Origin of the sequence: Rhodobacter sp. SGA-6-6 (assembly GCF_011043545.1) — a bacterium.
GTDB lineage: Bacteria > Pseudomonadota > Alphaproteobacteria > Rhodobacterales > Rhodobacteraceae > Pseudogemmobacter.
The window spans coordinates 16475-33672 of sequence record NZ_JAAKGP010000007.1 but is presented as its reverse complement, the minus strand read 5'-3'; the positions used below and the strand labels follow the sequence as shown (position 1 = coordinate 33672).

The following is a 17198-nucleotide window of genomic DNA, read 5'->3' as shown; positions in this document are numbered from 1 at the left end:
GGGCTTTCGCCCGCCGGTTTAGCCGCCTTCGGGCTAGAGGGAAAGACGGCTTTCCGACTCCGCCGCCAGCCGCCGCTGGCGGATTCGCTCGCGTGCGAAGGCATAAAGGCCGGAGGCCACCACGATGGCGGCGCCGATATAGGTGGACAGGCCGGGGCGTTCGCCGAAGAAGATCATCGCCAGCGCCACCGAGAACAGCAGCCGCGCATAGCGGAAGGGGGCGACCACCGAGACCTCCCCCAGCCGCATCGCCGCGACCACGGCGTAATAGCCGAAGAGCCCGGCCACCAGCGCGCCGCCGAGGCCCGCCCATTGCATCGGCGAGGGCCAGACGAAGCCCTGTCCCATGATCGCCATCAAGAGGATGCCGGAGGGCACCAGCCCCAGATAGGCCCAGGCCGAGACCTGGAAGGTGCCGATCCGCGCCGGCATCAGCCGGGTCGACAGGTCGCGCACCGCCAGCACCACGACGCAGGCGACGGTCAAGAGGCCGGTCGGGTCGAAATCGGCGTCCCAGGGCGACAGGATCACCAGCACGCCGACGAAGCCCACCACCACCGAGGCCCAGCGTCGCCAGCCGACGGTTTCGCCCAGGAACAGCGCCGCCCCGGCCACCACGACCAGCGGCGAGGCCTGCAACAGCGCCGCGGTCATCGACAGGGGCGCCAGCGCCAGCGCGACGATATACAGCATCGCCGCCGCGGCCTCGGACAGGGTGCGCAGCAGCGGCACGCCGCGCAGCGCCTGCATCGTCAGCACCTTCTCGCGCCGCCGCGCCGCCAGCGCCCAGAACACCAGCGCGCCGACGCCGCCGGTCAGCGCCAGCACCTCGCCCGGCGGCAGCGCCTCGGCGGCGCGCTTCAGGAACAGGTCCTCGACGGCGAAGAAGGCCATCGAGCCGATCATCAGGGCGGCCGCGCGCGAGTTTTCGGCCGCCGGGGCGGTGGTCATGGCAAGCCTCCGGCAGCCGGGAACGGCCAAGGGCTACACCGGCGGCCGGGGAAAGGGAACCTCACGCCCCCAAAAGCCTTATGCCTTCATCTTGGCCCAAATACTCTCGGGGGGTCCGGGGGGCGAAGCGCCCCCGGCCGCCGGCCAAAAGCGCTAACGGTAGATCTGCGGTGCGCCGATCCGGTCGTGCAGCGCATTCACCTCATGCGGCTGAAGCTCCAGCCCCTGCGCCAGCGCGTGCAGATACTGCGCCTCCTCCTGCCGGTCGAGGTCGATCGCCGACAGCGAGGCGAGGTAGACCTGCGCCTCCATCCCCTCCGGCACCATCCGCACCAGCGCGTCCACATCCACCGGCGCCGACAGCTCGGCGTTCACCGCCTGCACCTCGGCCTGGCTGGCGTCGCCCATGGCCTGCATCAGCTTCTGCTTCTCGGAGGCGTCGAGGTCGCAGTCGCATTTCACCGCCTGGATGATCGCCTTCAGCATCAGTGCGGCGGAGACCTCTTCCTCCTCCTCGACCCGCAGGGCGCCCCCCGCCGGCCGCGCCGCGGCGCCGCCGAGGACGGAGCCGAGCAGGTCGCCGATCCCGCCGGCGTTCTGCCCGCCGCGGCCCGACCGCGCGCCGGTCATCTGCTCCAGCACGTCCTGCAGCCCGCCCTTCGGCGCGGTGCTGCGGCTGGTGGTGCGCTTCTGCCCCAGCACCTCCTCCAGCAGGTCGCCGCCGCGGCCGCTGCGGGTCGACCGCGCGGCATTGCCGCCGGCGTTGCCCAGGAGGTCGCCCATCAGATCGCCGAGCCCGCCGGACTGCCCCGCGGACCGCCCGGACGGGCGGGTGCTGCCGGCCGAGCTGCTGCCGCCGCCCAGCATTCCGCCGAGCATGTCGCCCAGGCCGCCGCCCGCGCCCGAGGCGCTGCCGCCGCCCATGTTCTTCGCGAGGGTCGAGACGCCCTTGGCCACCGCCACGCCGATCGCCACCTTCATCAATGTCTTCGCAAGACTCATCGCAAACCCTCCAGCCGGACGACAGGAGCAGAGCCTTGCTTGCGCTTGCCCCCCGGTCAATGCAAAACACCGTCTCGGGCGGGGGGAAATCCCGGGGGATCGCGTCAGATCATGCGCAAGGACGGCCTCGATGCCGCAGGGCTGGCGATGCTCCTCGGGGTGCAGCTGCTGCTGGCGCTGAACCAGATCAGCATCAAGGTGGTGAACGCCGGGCTCCAACCGGTGTTCTTCGCCGGCTTGCGCTCTGCCCTGGCGATCTTCTTCGTCTGGGGCTGGCTCCGCTTCCGCGGCAGGCCGCCGCGGCTGACCCGGGCGGCGCTGCTGCCCGGCCTCGTCCTCGGCGCGGTCTTCGCGGCCGAGTTCCTGTTCCTCTTCGTCGCGCTGGACCTGACCACGGTCGGCCGCGCCTCGGTGCTGATGTATTCGATGCCGCTCTGGTTCGCGCTGATGGCGCATTTTGGGCTGGGGGACCGGATCACGCCGATGAAGGCGCTCGGCCTGGCGCTGGCCTTCGCCGGCACCGCCTGGGCGATCCTCGGCGGCGCGCGGGGCGGCGAGGGCAGCATCTGGGGCGATCTCTGCGCGCTCGGCGCCGCGCTCGGCTGGGCGGGGACGGCCTTCATCGCCCGCCGCCCGGTGATGCGGGCCGAGGGGCCGGAGATGCAACTCTACTGGATGGTGCTGGTCTCCGCGCCGATCCTGCTGGCGGTGGCGCCGCTGTTCGGCCCGCTGATCCGCGAGGTGCAGCCGCTGCACCTGTGGCTCCTGCTGTTCCAGGCCGCCATCGTGGTGGCGGGGGGATTCATCTGGTGGCTCTGGCTGATGTCGGTCTATCCGCCCTCCACCGTCGCCGCCTTCTCCTTCCTGACCCCGGTGATGGCGATTCTCCTCGGCGCCGCGATCTTCGGCGAAACCCTGTCGCCGGCGATTCTCGGCCCCGGGGTTCTGGTGGCGGCGGGCATCGTGCTGATCAACCGCGCCGCCGCCCGCCGCTGAGGCCGCGAGAATCGGCCGAACTGCGGCAGAGGATTTGTCCCCCGCATCAACCGCTTTCTGAACCCTCCGCCCCAAAGCCGCCGCTTCCTTGGCAAAAGCGGCGGAGTTCAGAAAACACTCCAACTCTTGTCCACAGACCCCTCCACAACCGGGGGCGCGGAAAGATGACAAGGGCGTGAAGGGGCCGTGACGGAATGACCAAAGCGTCAAGACCGAAAATCCGTCGGATACGCAAAAAAAACCGTTGAACCGGGGCGGTGAATACGACAGGTTGACTGGGCGTTTCGGACAGACACTAAATCTAGTGCTGGCGGGCAGAGCAGGAATCCCAAGGAACAGGCGGCCGGTCTCACGGCGCCGAACCCCTGTCGGCAAGGGCCGGCGGGCCGGGATCCCATGTTCCCCGCCGATGACGCAGAGGGACATGCCGGGCCACCGGCCAACGAAGGATCAGGGGCAATGAAGATCGAGCGCAAGTTCACCGCCGCGGCAACGGGTGCCTATGGGGCGATGGCCTTCACCACCACCACCTCGGAAATCCGCAATCCCGACGGCAAGATCGTGTTCCGCAACGATGCGGTGGAAGTGCCCGAGGGCTGGAGCCAGGTCGCCTCGGACGTGCTGGCGCAGAAGTATTTCCGCAAGGCGGGGGTTCCGGCGGTCCTGAAGCGCGTCAAGGAAAAGGGCGTGCCCGAATTCCTCTGGCGCTCGGTCCCCGACGAGGAGGCGCTGGCCGAGCTGCCGCCCGAGCAGCGCTTTGTCGGCGAGACCTCGGCCAAGCAGGTCTTCGACCGTCTGGCCGGGGCCTGGGCCTATTGGGGCTGGAAGGGCGGCTATTTCACCACCGAGGCCGACGCTTCGGCCTATTACGACGAGATGCGCTTCATGCTGGCGCGCCAGATGGCGGCGCCGAACAGCCCGCAATGGTTCAACACCGGGCTGCATTGGGCCTATGGCATCGACGGCCCGGGGCAGGGGCATTTCTACGTCGACCACAAGACCGGCAAGCTGACGCAATCGACCAGCGCCTACGAGCACCCGCAGCCCCATGCCTGCTTCATCCAGTCGGTCTCGGACGATCTGGTGAACGACGGCGGCATCATGGACCTCTGGGTGCGCGAGGCGCGGCTGTTCAAGTATGGCTCCGGCACCGGCACCAACTTCTCCTCGCTGCGCGGCGAGGGCGAGAAGCTGTCGGGCGGCGGCAAGTCCTCGGGGCTGATGGGCTTCCTGAAGATCGGCGACCGCGCCGCGGGCGCGATCAAGTCGGGCGGCACCACCCGCCGCGCCGCCAAGATGGTGATCTGCGACATGGATCACCCCGACATCGAGCAGTTCATCAACTGGAAGGTGATCGAAGAGCAGAAGGTCGCTTCGCTGGTCGCCGGCTCGAAGATGCACCAGGCCCGGCTGAACGACATCTTCACCGCCATCCGCGGCTGGGACGGCTCGTCGGAAGCCTCGGTCGATCCGGCCAGGAACCCGGCGCTGAAGACTGCGATCAAGGCCGCCAAGAAGGCGATGATCCCCGACACCTACACCAACCGGGTGCTGCAATACGCCCGCCAGGGCTATTCCTCGATCGAATTCCCGGCCTATGACACCGACTGGGATTCCGAGGCCTATGTCACCGTCTCCGGCCAGAACTCCAACAACTCGGTCCGCGTCACCGACGCCTTCCTGCGCGCGGTGAAGGAGGACCTGCCCTGGGAACTGGTCCGCCGCACCGACGGCAAGGTGTCGAAGACCGTCTCGGCCCGCGACCTCTGGGACCAGATCGGCCATGCCGCCTGGGCCTGCGCCGACCCCGGCATCCAGTTCCACGACACCGTCAACGCCTGGCACACCTGCCCCGAGGACGGGCCGATCCGCGGCTCCAACCCCTGCTCGGAATACATGTTCCTCGACGACACCGCCTGCAACCTGGCGTCGATGAACCTGCTGACCTTCTTCCATGACGGCAAGTTCGACGCCGCCGGCTACATCCACGCCACCCGTCTGTGGACGGTGACGCTGGAAATCTCGGTGATGATGGCGCAGTTCCCCTCGAAGGAGATCGCCCGGCTTTCCTACGACTTCCGCACCCTCGGCCTCGGCTATGCCAACATCGGCGGCCTCTTGATGAACATGGGCCTCGGCTACGATTCCGCCGAGGGCCGGGCGCTCTGCGGCGCGCTGACCGCGATCATGACCGGCATCGCCTATGCGACCAGTGCCGAGATGGCCAAGGAGCTGGGGCCGTTCTCGGGCTATGCCCGCAACCGCGAGCACATGCTGCGCGTCATCCGCAACCACCGCGCCGCCGCCTGGGGCCGGACCGAGGGCTATGAGGCGCTGAACGTTGCGCCGGTCGCGCTGGATCAGGTCAACTGCCCCGACCAGACCCTGGTCGCCCTGGCGAAATCCGCCTGGGACGAGGCGCTGGCGCTTGGCGAGCAGCACGGCTACCGCAACGCCCAGACCACCGTCATCGCCCCCACCGGCACCATTGGCCTGGTGATGGACTGCGACACCACCGGCATCGAGCCCGACTTCGCGCTGGTGAAGTTCAAGAAACTGGCCGGCGGCGGCTATTTCAAGATCATCAACCAGTCGGTCCCGGCCGCGCTGGAGACCCTGGGCTACGCCCCGCACCAGATCGCCGAGATCGTCGCCTATGCGGTCGGCCATGGATCGCTGGCGCAGGCTCCGGCGGTCAACCACACCGCGCTGGTCGGCCACGGCTTCGGCCCGCGCGAGATCGAGAAGGTCGAGGCCGCGCTGCCGACCGCCTTCGACATCCGCTTCGTCTTCAACCAGTGGACCCTGGGCGAGGATTTCTGCAAGGGCACCCTCGGCATCCCCGCCGAGAAGCTGGCCGACCCCACCTTCGACCTGCTGCGCCACCTCGGCTTCACCAAGGCGCAGATCGACGCCGCCAACGACCACGTCTGCGGGACGATGACGCTGGAAGGCGCGCCCTTCCTGAAGGCCGAGCACCTGCCGGTCTTCGACTGCGCCAACCCCTGCGGCAAGACCGGCAAGCGCTTCCTGTCGGTGGAAAGCCACATCCACATGATGGCGGCGGCGCAGTCGTTCATCTCGGGCGCGATCTCGAAGACGATCAACATGCCGAACACCGCCACCATCGCGGAAACGCTGGCGGCCTATGAACTGTCGCATTCTCTGGGGATCAAGGCCAATGCGCTCTATCGCGACGGGTCCAAGCTGAGCCAGCCGCTGGCCTCGGCGCTGATCGAGGACGACGAGGAGGCCGAGGAGATCCTCGCCACCGGCTCCTTGCAGGAGAAAGCCGCGGTCATCGCCGAGAAGATCGTCGAGAAGGTGATCGTCAAGGAGATCGTGCGGTCCCACCGCGAGAAGCTGCCGGAGCGCCGCAAGGGCTATACCCAGAAGGCCATCATCGGCGGCCACAAGGTCTATCTGCGCACCGGGGAATATGCCGACGGCTCGCTTGGCGAGATCTTCATCGACATGCACAAGGAAGGCGCGGGCTTCCGGGCGATGATGAACAACTTCGCCATCGCGGTCTCCGTGGGCCTGCAATACGGCGTGCCGCTGGAGGAGTTCGTCGAGGCCTTCACCTTCACCCGCTTTGAACCCGCGGGCATGGTGCAGGGGAACGACTCGATCAAGAACGCCACCTCGATCCTCGACTACATCTTCCGCGAACTGGCGATCAGCTACCTCGACCGCACCGACCTGGCCCATGTCGCGCCGAAGGGCACCACCTTCGACGACCTCGGCCGCGGCGACGACGAGGGCAAGCGCAACATCTCCGAGGTGTCGGAAACCGCGGCGTCGAAATCGGTGGAACTGCTGAAGTCGATCTCCTCCTCGGGCTACCTGAGGAAGCGGCTGCCGCAGGAACTGGTGGTGCTGCAAGGGGGCGCAGGGGCGACGGCGCTGTCCACCGGCACCGACCCGGTGGCGACGCTGAACATGCTGGTGCCGGAAACCCGCGCCATGGGTCTTGCCGAAGGCGCCTCCGGCTTCGCCATGGCCGCGGCCTCGTCCGGCGCCGATGTGGCCCGCACAAAGGCCAAGATGCAGGGCTACACCGGCGACCCCTGCGGCGAATGCGGCAACTACACGCTCGTGCGCAACGGCACCTGCCTGAAGTGCAACACCTGCGGCGGGACGACGGGCTGCAGCTGACCGACTGTTCCGGTCAGCGCCGGGCGGCGGGGGGCGACCTCCGCCGCCCTTTCATTTGGCGGCGTGCCGGACTGCTGGGGAACCCCCCATCTTCCGGCCGCCTTCCGCCCGCCCTATAGTCCGACGGAAAGCCAGGCCCCCGGCGTATCAGGGGAAAGCCAGAGGACCGCCCTTGCCAGATCCCGCCAGCCGCCCCGACCTCGCGCAACTGTCGCTCTCGGCCCGCCGCCCGCGCCGCCGCTGGCTCTGGCTCCTGCTGCTGGCCGCCGTGCTGGCGCTGGCCGGATGGGCCTGGGCCAGCCGCAGCGCCACTCCGGCCGCGGTGCGCTACGACACCACCCCGGTGGAGCGCGGCGACTTGGTGGTCACCGTCATCGCCACCGGCACCGTGCAGCCCACCACCCGGGTGGACATCTCGTCCGAGCTTTCCGGCACGCTGGCCGCGGTCGAGGCCGATTTCAACGACGAGGTGACCGAAGGCCAGGTCCTCGCCCGCCTGGACAGCACCAACCTGCGCGCCCGCCTCGCCACCGCCGAGGCGCAGCTGGCCGCCGCCGCCGCGAGGCTGACCCAGGCCGAGGCCACCGCCACCGAGACCGCCGAGGCCTGGACCTCCACCCATGCGCTGGACGAGCGCGGCCTTGCCGTCCGCTCCACCGTGATCGCCGCCAAGGCCGCCCACGACCGCGCCGTCGCCGCGGTGGAGATCGCCCGGGCCGACCTGAAACTGGCCGAGGCCAGCCTGGAAGAGGCGAAGACCGACCTCGCCAAGGCCGACATCCGCAGCCCGATCACTGGCATCGTGCTGGACCGCACCGCCGAGAAGGGGATGATCGTCGCCGCCACGCTGAACGCCCCGGTGTTGTTCACCCTGGCCGAGGACCTGTCCCGGATGGAACTGCAGGTCGCCATCGACGAGGCCGACATCGGCCGCGTCACGGTGGGCAACGTGGCCACCTTCAGCGTCGATGCCTACCCGGGCCGCAGCTTCCCGGCCCGGATCACCCAGCTGCGCTATGCGCCGGAGGAAACCGACGGCGTCGTCACCTACAAGGCGGTGCTCTCGGTCGAGAACGAGGAGCTGCTCCTGCGTCCCGGCATGACCGCCACCGCCACCATCACCGTGGCCCGCCAGCCGCAGGTGCTGCTGGTGCCGATGGCGGCGCTGCGCTACGCCCCGCCGGTGGCCGATACCTCCAGCCGCTCGGGCGGCGGGCTTCTGGGGCTGATCATGCCCCGGCGCACCTCCGGCACCCGGGCCAAGGTGGACGGCAGCTCGCTCTGGGTGCTGAAGGCCGGGCAGCCGGTGAAGGTGAAGGTCACCCCCGGCGCCTCGGACGGCAGGATGATCGCGGTCTCCTCCGAGGAACTGGCCGAGGGCGACCTGGTGATCACCGACCAGAGCAGCCCATGACAACGCTGATCGAATTCCGCAACGTCTCGCGCGTCTACGGCCAGGGCGAGGCCGAGGTGCGGGCGCTGGACGGGGTGGACCTGAAGGTCGACCGCGGCGAATTCGTCGCCATCATGGGACCGTCCGGCTCCGGCAAGTCCACCGCGATGAACATCATCGGCTGCCTCGACCGGCCCACCGGCGGGCAATACCTGTTCGACGGCACCCCGGTGGAGCACCTGTCGCCCGATGCCCGGGCGCTGCTGCGGCGGCATTACCTCGGCTTCGTCTTCCAGGGCTTCAACCTGCTGGCCCGCACCTCGGCGCTGGAGAATGTCGAGCTGCCGCTGATCTACAAGGGCCTGCCGCGGGCCGATCGCGAGGCCAAGGCGCGGGCGGCGCTGGCCAAGGTGGGGTTGCAGGGGCGCGAGGGGCACCACCCCTCGCAACTGTCGGGCGGCCAGCAGCAGCGCGTCGCCATCGCCCGGGCGCTGGCCGGCGACCCGATGGTGATCCTGGCCGACGAGCCCACCGGCAACCTCGACACCCAACGCAGCCACGAGATCATGGGACTGCTGAAGGAGCTGAACCGCGACGAGGGCATCACCATCGTCATGGTCACCCACGAGGCCGACATCGCCGCCCATGCCCGCCGGCTGGTGGTCTTCACCGATGGCCGCATCACCCGCGACGAACCTGCCGAGGGGGCCGTGGCATGATCGCCGAGGCGTTCCGACTGGCCGCAAGGTCGATCATCCGCAACAAGCTGCGGTCCTTCCTGACCATCCTCGGCATCGTCATCGGCGTGGCGGCGGTGATCGCCATGGTCACGGTGGGGCAGGGCTCGTCGCAGCAGGTCTCCGCCTCGGTCGAGGCGATGGGGTCCGACGTGCTGGTGCTGCGCCCTGGCCGGCGCGAGTTCGGCCCCCCCGGCGCCGGCGGAAGGGCGCGGCCCTTCACCCTGCGCGATGCCGAGGCGCTGGCCCTTCTACCCGAGGTCGGGGCGCTGGCGCCGATCGTCACCTCCAGCCAGACGGTGATCGCGGGGAACGCCAATGCCGCCACCCAGATCACCGGCTCCACCCCCGACTGGCTGGGGGTGACCAACTGGAGCCTGGCCGCCGGCCGCAACTTCACCCCGGCCGAGGACAATGCCGGGTTGGCGGTCTGCCTCCTGGGCCAGACCGTGCGGCAGACCCTGTTCGGCGATGCCGACCCCGTGGGCCAGACCGTGCGGATCAAGTCCATCGCCTGCCAGGTGGTGGGCCTCTTGGCGCCGAAGGGGGCGGGCAGCTTCGGCCAGGACCAGGACGACGTGGTGGCGATGCCGATCCGGCTCTTGCAGCGCCGGCTGGCCGGCGACACCGATGTCAGCACCATCCAGATCAAGGTGGCGGGCGGCGTCTCGGTGCAGGAGGCCTCCTCCGCCATCCAGCAGGTGATGCGCGAGCGGCGGCGGCTGAGCATCGACAAGGACGACGACTTCTCCCTCACCGACATGAAGGAGATCGCCACCATGCTGAACTCGGTCAACTCGGTGCTGTCGGGGCTGCTGTCCTCGGTCGCCGCGGTCAGCCTTCTGGTCGGCGGCATCGGCATCATGAACATCATGCTGGTCTCGGTGACCGAGCGCACCCGCGAGATCGGCATCCGGCTGGCGGTCGGGGCCAGCGCGCGGCAGGTGCTGACGCAGTTCCTTGTGGAATCGGTGGCGCTGTCGCTTTTGGGCGGGATCATCGGCATCCTGGTCGGGCTGGCGATGGCCGGGGTGGCCAGCCGCTTCATGGCGATCCCCTTCGTCGCCGATCCGATGGTGATCCTGGGCGCCTTCGGCTTCTCGGCGCTGGTGGGGGTGATCTTCGGCTATTTCCCGGCCCGCCGGGCGGCGCGGATGGACCCGATCGAGGCGCTGCGGCACCAGTGACGCCCCTTCGCAACTGACGGGTTGCAGCTGCGAAGGGCTCTGCTAGGCTTCGCGGATGAAGAGTTCCGACAAATCCCTGCGCGACAAGACCGGCCGGATGACCCAGAGCCTGCGCGACGGCGGCGTGCGGGTGACGCGGCAGCGCGAGGCGGTGCTGCGCGTGCTGGCCGAGGCCGCCGACCACCCCGACGCCACCGAGCTGCACCGAAGGGCGCGGGGGGTGGACGAGTCCGTCTCGCTGGCCACCGTCTACCGCACGCTCTCGGTGCTGGAGCGCGAGGGGGTGGTGCAGCGCCATTCCTTCGAATCGGGCGGCGCGCGCTTCGAGGTCGCCGACCAGGCCCATCACGACCATATCGTCGACGTCGACTCGGGCGAGATCATCGAGTTCCGCAACGAGCGGATCGAGGAACTGCAACGCCAGATCGCCGCCGAGATGGGCTACGAGATCGTGCACCACCGGCTGGAGCTGTATTGCCGCAAGCGGGGGTAAGAGCCCAAAATTCCTGGAGGAATTTTGCAAGTTCCTTCCAAGGGACTTGCCGAAATCTTCCAAGATTTCGCTTGCTTACGGCGTGATCCGCACCTCCGGCAGCAGCCCTGCGATCTCGCGCCGGAAGGCCAGGTCATCGCCGCGCTCCGGCGCATCCAGATCCTCCGCCCAGCGTCGCCCGGCATAGGTCGCCCAGGCGATCGGCCCCGGCGCCGCGGCATCGCCGATCAGCTGCAGGCTGCGGATGCCCGCCTCCTGCCAGTCCATCGCCTTCGTCTCGCGGTAAAGCGCATCCTCCGGGCTGCGGCTGGTGACCATCACCACCGCCTCGGCCGCCAGCGCCGATTGCCGCCCGGTCCAGGTGCAGCCGAGCGTTACCTCATTCCGGCCAATGGCTTCCGGGGCCTTGCTGACGTGGACCTCCACCCCGATCTCCAGCAGCCGTCGCATGATCGTGCCCTGTTCCAGCGTGTTCTCCGCCCATTCCGCCACCTTCACCGCCGGGGTGACGAAATCGACCCGGCAGCCCTTCGCCACCAGCAGTTCGGCCAGCACCGAGCCCATGTAGAAATGATCGTCGTCGTAAAGGGTTACGCGGAGTCCCTCCGGCACGTTCCCCGCCATCAGGTCGTCGGGCGTATAGATGGGCATCGCCGGATCGGTCGGGATCGGGTGCAGGTGCAGCCGCGCCACCGCATCGCGCCGCCAGACCGCGCCGGTGGCGATGGCGACGTGATCGGCGCCCATCGACAGGATGTCCTCGGCCGTCAGCCGGCTGTCGCGGTAGATCTCGACATTCGGCATCGGCGCCATCTGGCCGGTGCGGTAATCCGCCACCCGGCCCCAGGCCGACAGGCCCGGCAGCGCGCGTTCCCGCGCCACCCGGCCGCCGAGCGTGGTCGTCGCCTCGGCCAGCGTCACCGCATAGCCGCGGCGGGCGGCTTGCAGCGCGGCCTCCAGCCCCGCCGGACCGGCGCCGACGACCAGCACCGATTGCGACGGCCCCTTCGGCCGCGCCCGGTCGGGGTGCCAGCCCTTGCGCCATTCCTCCATGAAGGCGGTGTTCTGGGTGCAGCGGGAAATCCCCCCGGTCATGTCGCCGGAGACGCAGATGTTGCAGCCGATGCACTCGCGGATGTCCTCGTAGCGGCCTTCCTGCACCTTCACCGGCAGGAACGGGTCCGCGATGGAGGGCCTTGCCGCGCCGATGAAATCCAGCACGCCGGTCCTGATCTGCCGTATCATCGCATCCGGGCTGGTGAAGCGGCCGACGCCCACCACCGGCTTCGGCGTCAGCGCCTTGATCCCGGCGACCAGCTGTTCCTGCGCACCCTCCTCCTTGAAGCGCGAGGTGCCGGAGCAGGCCTCCCAGGTGCCGTTGGCGAGGTCCCAGATGTCGGGCAGCTCGCCATGCATCTCGATGAAATCGCGCAGCTCGGCGTTGGAAAAGCCGTAGGGTCCGGCTTCGTGCAGCGACATCCGCAGGCTGACGGCGAGTTCGCCTTTCGTCTCTTCCCGAGCCTCTTCAACCACTTCGCGCAGAAACCTCGCGCGGTTCTCCAGGCTCCCGCCGTATTCGTCGGTCCGCTGGTTGGTGGCGCGCGACAGGAAATGCTGCAGGATGCCGAAGCCATGGGCGCCGTAGAGGCAGATCAGGTCGAAGCCCGCCTGCCGCGACCGGCGGAAGGCGTTGCGGAACCAACGCCTCAAGGAGCGGATGTCCTCGCGGTCCATGGTGCGGGCCTGCACCGGGTCCGAGGTGAAGGTCAGGATCGGCCCGCCGGTCACCGCCAGCGGCACCTCGCGCGAGTAGAGGTTCGGCCCGTTGATGCCTGAATAGGCAAGCTGAATCCCGGCAAGCGCCCCGTGCGACTTCATCGCCTCGGCCATCCGCGCCAGCGCCGGGATGTCGCGGTCGTCCCAGAGGTGCTGCTCGATGAAGGGGGTGATCTCGCTGGAGGGGTGGATCTCGGTCTGCTCGGTGAAGATCACGCCCCAGCCGCCCTCGGCCTTGGTCCGCCGCATCTCGACCACCGCCGAGGGGTCGCGGTAGCCGCCGCCGTTGCAATGCGGCACCTGGTAGAAGCGGTTCTTCGCGGTCTTGGGGCCGATCCGCAGCGGCATGAACAGGATGTCGTGGCGGGGATCGCGGGTCATTCGATGCGTCTCAGGTCGGCGGACTGGGTGGACAGATGCGCGGGGCGGCGGGCGGGGATGTTGGCGACCAGCAGCGCCGGGCTTTCGCCGGCTTGGGCGAGGATTTCGCCATGCGGCCCGGCGATCAGGCTGCCGCCGAGATACGTCAGGTCGCCCTCGCTGGCGCAGTAATTGGCATAGGCGATGGCGACGCCATGGTTCGCCGCCATCGCCGGCACGGTGGCGCGGACGACATGGGCATAGGGCTGCATGTTGGCGGTGGGGACCAGGATCGCCGTCGCCCCTCTGTCGGCCAAGGCCTTGACATGCGGGGCGAATTCCACGTCGTAGCAGATCAGCAGCGCCGCGGTCTCTCCGGCCAGCGGGAAGGTGACATAGGCCGCGCCGGGGCAGTAGATCGCCTTCTCGCGCGGCCCGTAGAGCTGGATCTTGCGGTAATGCGCCAGCCGCCGCCCGTCCGAGCCGAGGCAGAGGGCGGAGTTGAACACCCTCTCGCCGTCGCGCTCGGCATAGCCGACCACCACTGCGCAGCGGGCCTCTGCGGCGGCGCGGGACAGGCGGTCGAACTCGGGCGCGTCCGGCGGCAGGGCATTCGCCGCCGAGATCGGCTGGTTGTAGCCCGGCAGCCAGACCTCCGGCAGCACCAGCGCATCCGCCGCCATCGCCCCCGCCGCCGCCAGCGCGGCCTCGGCCTGCGCCAGCGCCAGCCCGAGGTCGGAGGCGGGGGAATGCCCCTGCCAGAGTGCCAGCCGCATTGCGTCTTCTCCCCGGGGATACCCCCGATTGCCTGCCCGGAAGCTATCTCGGGCGGCATCGGGGGGTATATACCCCCCAAGAGGTATCGCGCGGGGTATCGGCTCAGATGTCCTTCATCAGCCGCAGCGCGTCATAGATCGCCGCATGGGTGTTGCGGCTTTCCACCGCATCGCCGATCCGGTAGAGGCGGAAGCCCTTCGGCCCGTCGCCCTGCGGCTGCGGCCGCCCGTCGATCAGCGCGTCGTAATCCACCGCGCCGAGATTCTCGGACAGGGGCTTCAGCGCGAAGTAGAGATCGGCGTTCGGCGCGGTGCCGTGGTTCACCACGATCTGGTCGTAGTGCTTCTCCAGCGCCAGGTCGGCGATGTAGTCCGAGCCGATCACCGCCTTCAGCCGGTTGCCGTCGCGCGCCGCCGACAGCAGCCGGTAGGTGACGGTGAAGGTGACGGATTTCCCTTGCAGGCTGCGCATATAGGGGACGAGGTTCATCCCCATCACCTCGGGCGCGAAGCTGCGGTCGGGGGTCATCACCTCGACCGTCGCTCCTGCCGCGGCCAGCGCATCGGCGGTCTGCATCGCGGTATGGTCGCCGGCGTCGTCGTAAAGCAGCACGTTCGAGCCGGGCTTCACGTCACCTGAGAGGATGTCCCAGGCCTGCACGCAAAGCTCCTCGCCCGAGGCAAGGCCCACCGGCTGCGGCAATCCGCCGGTGGCGATGATCACCACATCCGGGGAAAGCGCCGTCACGTCAGAGGCTTCGGCCCAGGTGTTGAAGTGGAACGTCACCCCCTTGGCGGTGCATTGCTCCATCCGCCAGTCGACGATGCCGATCATCTCGGACCGCCGTTTCTGCTGCGCCGTCAAGAGCACCTGCCCGCCGGCCCGCGGCCCGGCCTCGAACACCGTGACCCGGTGCCCGCGCTCGGCGGCGACCCGCGCCGCCTCCAGCCCGCCGGGGCCGGCGCCGACCACCACCACAGTCTTCGCCACTTCTGCGGCGGGGATGTCGTGCGGCATGGTCTCTTCCCGGCCCGTCGCCGGGTTGTGGATGCAAAGGGCCATGCCGCCCTGGTAGATCCGGTCCAGGCAATAGGTGGCGCCGACGCAGGGGCGGATGTCGTGCTCGCGCCCCTCGACGATCTTCCGCACCACATGCGGGTCGGCCATATGCGCCCGCGTCATCCCCACCATGTCCACCAGGCCCGAGGAAACCGCATGGCGCGCCGTCGCCACGTCCGGGATGCGGGCGGCGTGGAAGGTGGGCAGGCCGACCTCGGCCCTGATCCGCCCGGCCAGGTCCAGATGCGGGGCCGAGCGCATCCCCTGCACCGGGATCACGTCGGTCAGCGCGGCATCGGTGTGGATGCGGCCGCGGATGACGTTGACGAAATCGACCAGGCCGGAGGCCTTGAAGCGCCGCGCCATCTCCACCCCGTCCTCTACGGGCAGGCCGCCGGGGGCGTCCTCGTCGGCGGTGTAGCGCAGGCCCAGCAGGACCTTCTCGCCCACCCGCTGGCGGCAGGCTTCCAGCACCTCGAAGGCGAAGCGCAGCCGGTTGTCGAGGCCGGGGCCGCCGTAGGGGCTGTCCTCCAGCGCATTGGTCAGCGGGCTGATGAACTGGTCCATCAGGTGGCCGTAGCACTCGAACTCGATGCCATCGACGCCGGAGGCCGCCATCCGCTCGGCGGCATCGGCATAGTCCCGGATGATGCGGGAGATGTCCCAGTCCTCGATTACCTTGGGGAAGGCGCGGTGGCTGGGTTCGCGCACCGGCCCGGGGGCGACCACCGGCAGCCAGTCGCCCTTGTCCCAGCGGGTGCGGCGGCCGAGGTGGGACAGCTGGATCATCACCGCCGCGCCGGCCTCGTGGCAATCGTCGGTCAGCCGCTTCATCCACGGCACCACCTCGTCCTTCCAGACCAGCAGGTTGGAGAACACCGGCGGGCTGTCGCGGCTGACCGAGGCCGATCCCGCGGTCATCACCATCGCCACCCCGGCCTTGGCCCGCTCCAGATGATAAAGCCGGTAGCGGTCCTTCGGCAGCCCGTCCTCGCCATAGGCGGGTTCGTGGGCGGTGGTGATGATGCGGTTGCGCAGGGTCAGGTGGTGCAGCCGGTAGGGTTGCAGCAGCGGGTCGTTCGAGGGGCGGGGCTGGGGATGGGACATGGCGAGCGGCCTTTCGCGGGTGGCTGGCGGCAATTTCCGCCAGGGCGCGGATTTCGTCAAACATAAAATCGACACTGGTGTCGATTTTTGCGCCCCGCCTGTCTGGCGCTGGTTGCGGCGGACGGGCAGGGGGCTTACCCTTGCGCAATGGACAAGGTGGCGGAAGAGGCGGAAGCGAAGGATCGCGGCTGGCGCGGCTCGGCCGCGCTGTGGCTGGAGGGGGCGCACGCGCTCCTGATCGAGGGGGGCGTCGAGGCGGTGAAGATCGGCCCGCTGGCGGCCCGGCTCGGCCTGTCGCGAACCTCGTTCTACTGGCATTTCGCCGACCGCGAGGCGCTGCTGGCGGCGCTGGTCGCCCGCTGGCGCGAGACCAACACCGCGGCGCTGGTGGCGCGGATCGACCGGCCCGCGGCGACGGTGACCGAGGCGGTGCTGGCGCTGTTCGACGCCTGGGTGGATGCGCAGGTCTTTGATTCGGCGGCGGAATTCGCCATGCGGACCTGGGCGCTGACCGACCCGGCGGTGGAGGCCGCGCTGGCCCAGGAGGATGCGGCGCGGATCGCCGCGCTGACCGGGCTCTTCCTGCGCCACGGCTATCCGGCGGAGGAGGCGGACACCCGCGCCCGCACGGTCTACCTGACCCAGGTCGGCTATATCGCGCTCCGCTCGGAAGAGGATTTCGCGGCGCGGATGGCCCGCATCCCCTCCTATGCGCTGGTCTTCACCGGCGTCGCCCCCTCGGCTGCAGAGGTGGCGGCCTTCCGGGCGCGGCATTCGCTTTAGGCAAGCCGCGCCAGCAGCCGGGTCAGCAGGGCGGCGTCCTTGTCCTCCAGCGGCTCCAGTGTCAGGGCGCTGACCTGCAGCGCGACCGGCGCCAGCCGGTCGAACAGCGCCCGGCCCTCCGGCGTCAGCGCCACGGTCCGGCGGCGGCGGTCGGCCGGATCGGGGGCGGTGGCGACCAGCCCCTGCCGCACCAGCCGGTCCACCACGCCCTTCACCGTCGCCGCATCCATCGCCGTCTCGCGGCCGAGCGCGTTCTGCGACTGCGGCCCCAGTTCGGCCAGCCGGGCCAGCAGGGCGAATTGGGTGGTGGTGACCTGCGGGATTTCCCTGGCGAAGATCGCCAGATGCCGCTGCGTCACCCGGCGCAGCAGGAAGCCGATCTGCTCGTCCAGCACATAGCCCGTATGGTCCATGCGCCC

13 protein-coding genes are annotated in these 17198 nt (G+C 69.4%); 7 read left to right on the top strand and 6 right to left on the bottom strand.

All coding sequences use genetic code 11. From position 1 onward, the window contains the following. Positions 1-33: 33 nt before the first annotated feature. Entirely contained in the window at positions 34-951 is a 918-nt protein-coding gene (locus G5B31_RS13735; RefSeq protein WP_165018632.1) for a DMT family transporter, read from the bottom strand. A gap of 153 nt (positions 952-1104) precedes the next feature. Next, positions 1105-1953 carry a tellurite resistance TerB family protein gene (locus G5B31_RS13730; RefSeq protein WP_165018630.1) on the bottom strand — a complete coding sequence of 283 codons (849 nt, stop codon included), beginning with the start codon at positions 1951-1953 and terminating at the stop codon, positions 1105-1107. 111 nt (positions 1954-2064) lie between these two features. Here G5B31_RS13730 and G5B31_RS13725 point away from each other — a divergent pair, with 111 nt between their 5' ends. From G5B31_RS13725 to G5B31_RS13700, 6 genes are all read left to right on the top strand, one after another. Next, a complete protein-coding gene (locus G5B31_RS13725) occupies positions 2065-2949 on the top strand; it encodes a DMT family transporter (protein WP_165018628.1) in 885 nt (294 codons plus the stop codon). 459 nt (positions 2950-3408) lie between these two features. Next, complete coding sequence (locus G5B31_RS13720; RefSeq protein ID WP_165018626.1) at positions 3409-7107, top strand: vitamin B12-dependent ribonucleotide reductase; 3699 nt, start codon at positions 3409-3411, stop codon at positions 7105-7107. Between the two features lie 172 nt (positions 7108-7279). After that, complete coding sequence (locus G5B31_RS13715) at positions 7280-8521, top strand: efflux RND transporter periplasmic adaptor subunit (RefSeq protein ID WP_165018624.1); 1242 nt, start codon at positions 7280-7282, stop codon at positions 8519-8521. Beyond that, positions 8518-9219, top strand: a complete 702-nt coding sequence (locus tag G5B31_RS13710; protein WP_165018623.1) for an ABC transporter ATP-binding protein — start codon at positions 8518-8520, stop codon at positions 9217-9219. The genes G5B31_RS13715 and G5B31_RS13710 overlap by 4 nt, the downstream gene beginning before the upstream one ends. Further along, entirely contained in the window at positions 9216-10424 is a 1209-nt protein-coding gene (locus G5B31_RS13705) for an ABC transporter permease (protein ID WP_165018621.1), read from the top strand. The genes G5B31_RS13710 and G5B31_RS13705 overlap by 4 nt, the downstream gene beginning before the upstream one ends. A gap of 55 nt (positions 10425-10479) precedes the next feature. Further along, positions 10480-10917 carry a Fur family transcriptional regulator gene (locus G5B31_RS13700; RefSeq protein WP_165018620.1) on the top strand — a complete coding sequence of 146 codons (438 nt, stop codon included), beginning with the start codon at positions 10480-10482 and terminating at the stop codon, positions 10915-10917. 75 nt (positions 10918-10992) lie between these two features. On the opposite strand, the gene G5B31_RS13695 is transcribed toward G5B31_RS13700, so the two are convergent. The 3 genes from G5B31_RS13695 to G5B31_RS13685 all read right to left on the bottom strand — a co-directional run bounded on the left by G5B31_RS13695 (position 10993) and on the right by G5B31_RS13685 (position 15996). Next, positions 10993-13074 (bottom strand): FAD-dependent oxidoreductase, encoded by a 2082-nt coding sequence (locus tag G5B31_RS13695; RefSeq protein ID WP_165018618.1) that lies wholly within the window; start codon positions 13072-13074, stop codon positions 10993-10995. Then, positions 13071-13829, bottom strand: a complete 759-nt coding sequence (locus G5B31_RS13690; protein WP_165018617.1) for a nitrilase-related carbon-nitrogen hydrolase — start codon at positions 13827-13829, stop codon at positions 13071-13073. The genes G5B31_RS13695 and G5B31_RS13690 overlap by 4 nt, the downstream gene beginning before the upstream one ends. Positions 13830-13932: 103 nt before the next feature. Next, positions 13933-15996 carry an FAD-dependent oxidoreductase gene (locus tag G5B31_RS13685; RefSeq protein ID WP_165018615.1) on the bottom strand — a complete coding sequence of 688 codons (2064 nt, stop codon included), beginning with the start codon at positions 15994-15996 and terminating at the stop codon, positions 13933-13935. 147 nt (positions 15997-16143) lie between these two features. Between G5B31_RS13685 and G5B31_RS13680 the strand changes: the two genes are divergently transcribed. Further along, positions 16144-16779, top strand: coding sequence for a TetR/AcrR family transcriptional regulator (locus G5B31_RS13680; protein ID WP_165018613.1), 636 nt, complete (start codon positions 16144-16146; stop codon positions 16777-16779). Here G5B31_RS13680 and G5B31_RS13675 read toward each other — a convergent pair. After that, complete coding sequence (locus G5B31_RS13675; protein WP_165018611.1) at positions 16776-17192, bottom strand: MarR family winged helix-turn-helix transcriptional regulator; 417 nt, start codon at positions 17190-17192, stop codon at positions 16776-16778. The two genes, G5B31_RS13680 and G5B31_RS13675, sit on opposite strands and share 4 nt — an antisense overlap. Between the last annotated feature and the right edge of the window lie 6 nt (positions 17193-17198).

Coding starts and splice junctions, on each gene's coding strand:
- G5B31_RS13735 (WP_165018632.1), bottom strand. CDS start 951: ATGACCACCGCCCCGGCGGCCGAAAACTCGCGCGCGGCCGCCCTGATG.
- G5B31_RS13730 (WP_165018630.1), bottom strand. CDS start 1,953: ATGAGTCTTGCGAAGACATTGATGAAGGTGGCGATCGGCGTGGCGGTG.
- G5B31_RS13725 (WP_165018628.1), top strand. CDS start 2,065: ATGCGCAAGGACGGCCTCGATGCCGCAGGGCTGGCGATGCTCCTCGGG.
- G5B31_RS13720 (WP_165018626.1), top strand. CDS start 3,409: ATGAAGATCGAGCGCAAGTTCACCGCCGCGGCAACGGGTGCCTATGGG.
- G5B31_RS13710 (WP_165018623.1), top strand. CDS start 8,518: ATGACAACGCTGATCGAATTCCGCAACGTCTCGCGCGTCTACGGCCAG.
- G5B31_RS13705 (WP_165018621.1), top strand. CDS start 9,216: ATGATCGCCGAGGCGTTCCGACTGGCCGCAAGGTCGATCATCCGCAAC.
- G5B31_RS13700 (WP_165018620.1), top strand. CDS start 10,480: ATGAAGAGTTCCGACAAATCCCTGCGCGACAAGACCGGCCGGATGACC.
- G5B31_RS13695 (WP_165018618.1), bottom strand. CDS start 13,074: ATGACCCGCGATCCCCGCCACGACATCCTGTTCATGCCGCTGCGGATC.
- G5B31_RS13690 (WP_165018617.1), bottom strand. CDS start 13,829: ATGCGGCTGGCACTCTGGCAGGGGCATTCCCCCGCCTCCGACCTCGGG.
- G5B31_RS13685 (WP_165018615.1), bottom strand. CDS start 15,996: ATGTCCCATCCCCAGCCCCGCCCCTCGAACGACCCGCTGCTGCAACCC.
- G5B31_RS13680 (WP_165018613.1), top strand. CDS start 16,144: ATGGACAAGGTGGCGGAAGAGGCGGAAGCGAAGGATCGCGGCTGGCGC.
- G5B31_RS13675 (WP_165018611.1), bottom strand. CDS start 17,192: ATGGACCATACGGGCTATGTGCTGGACGAGCAGATCGGCTTCCTGCTG.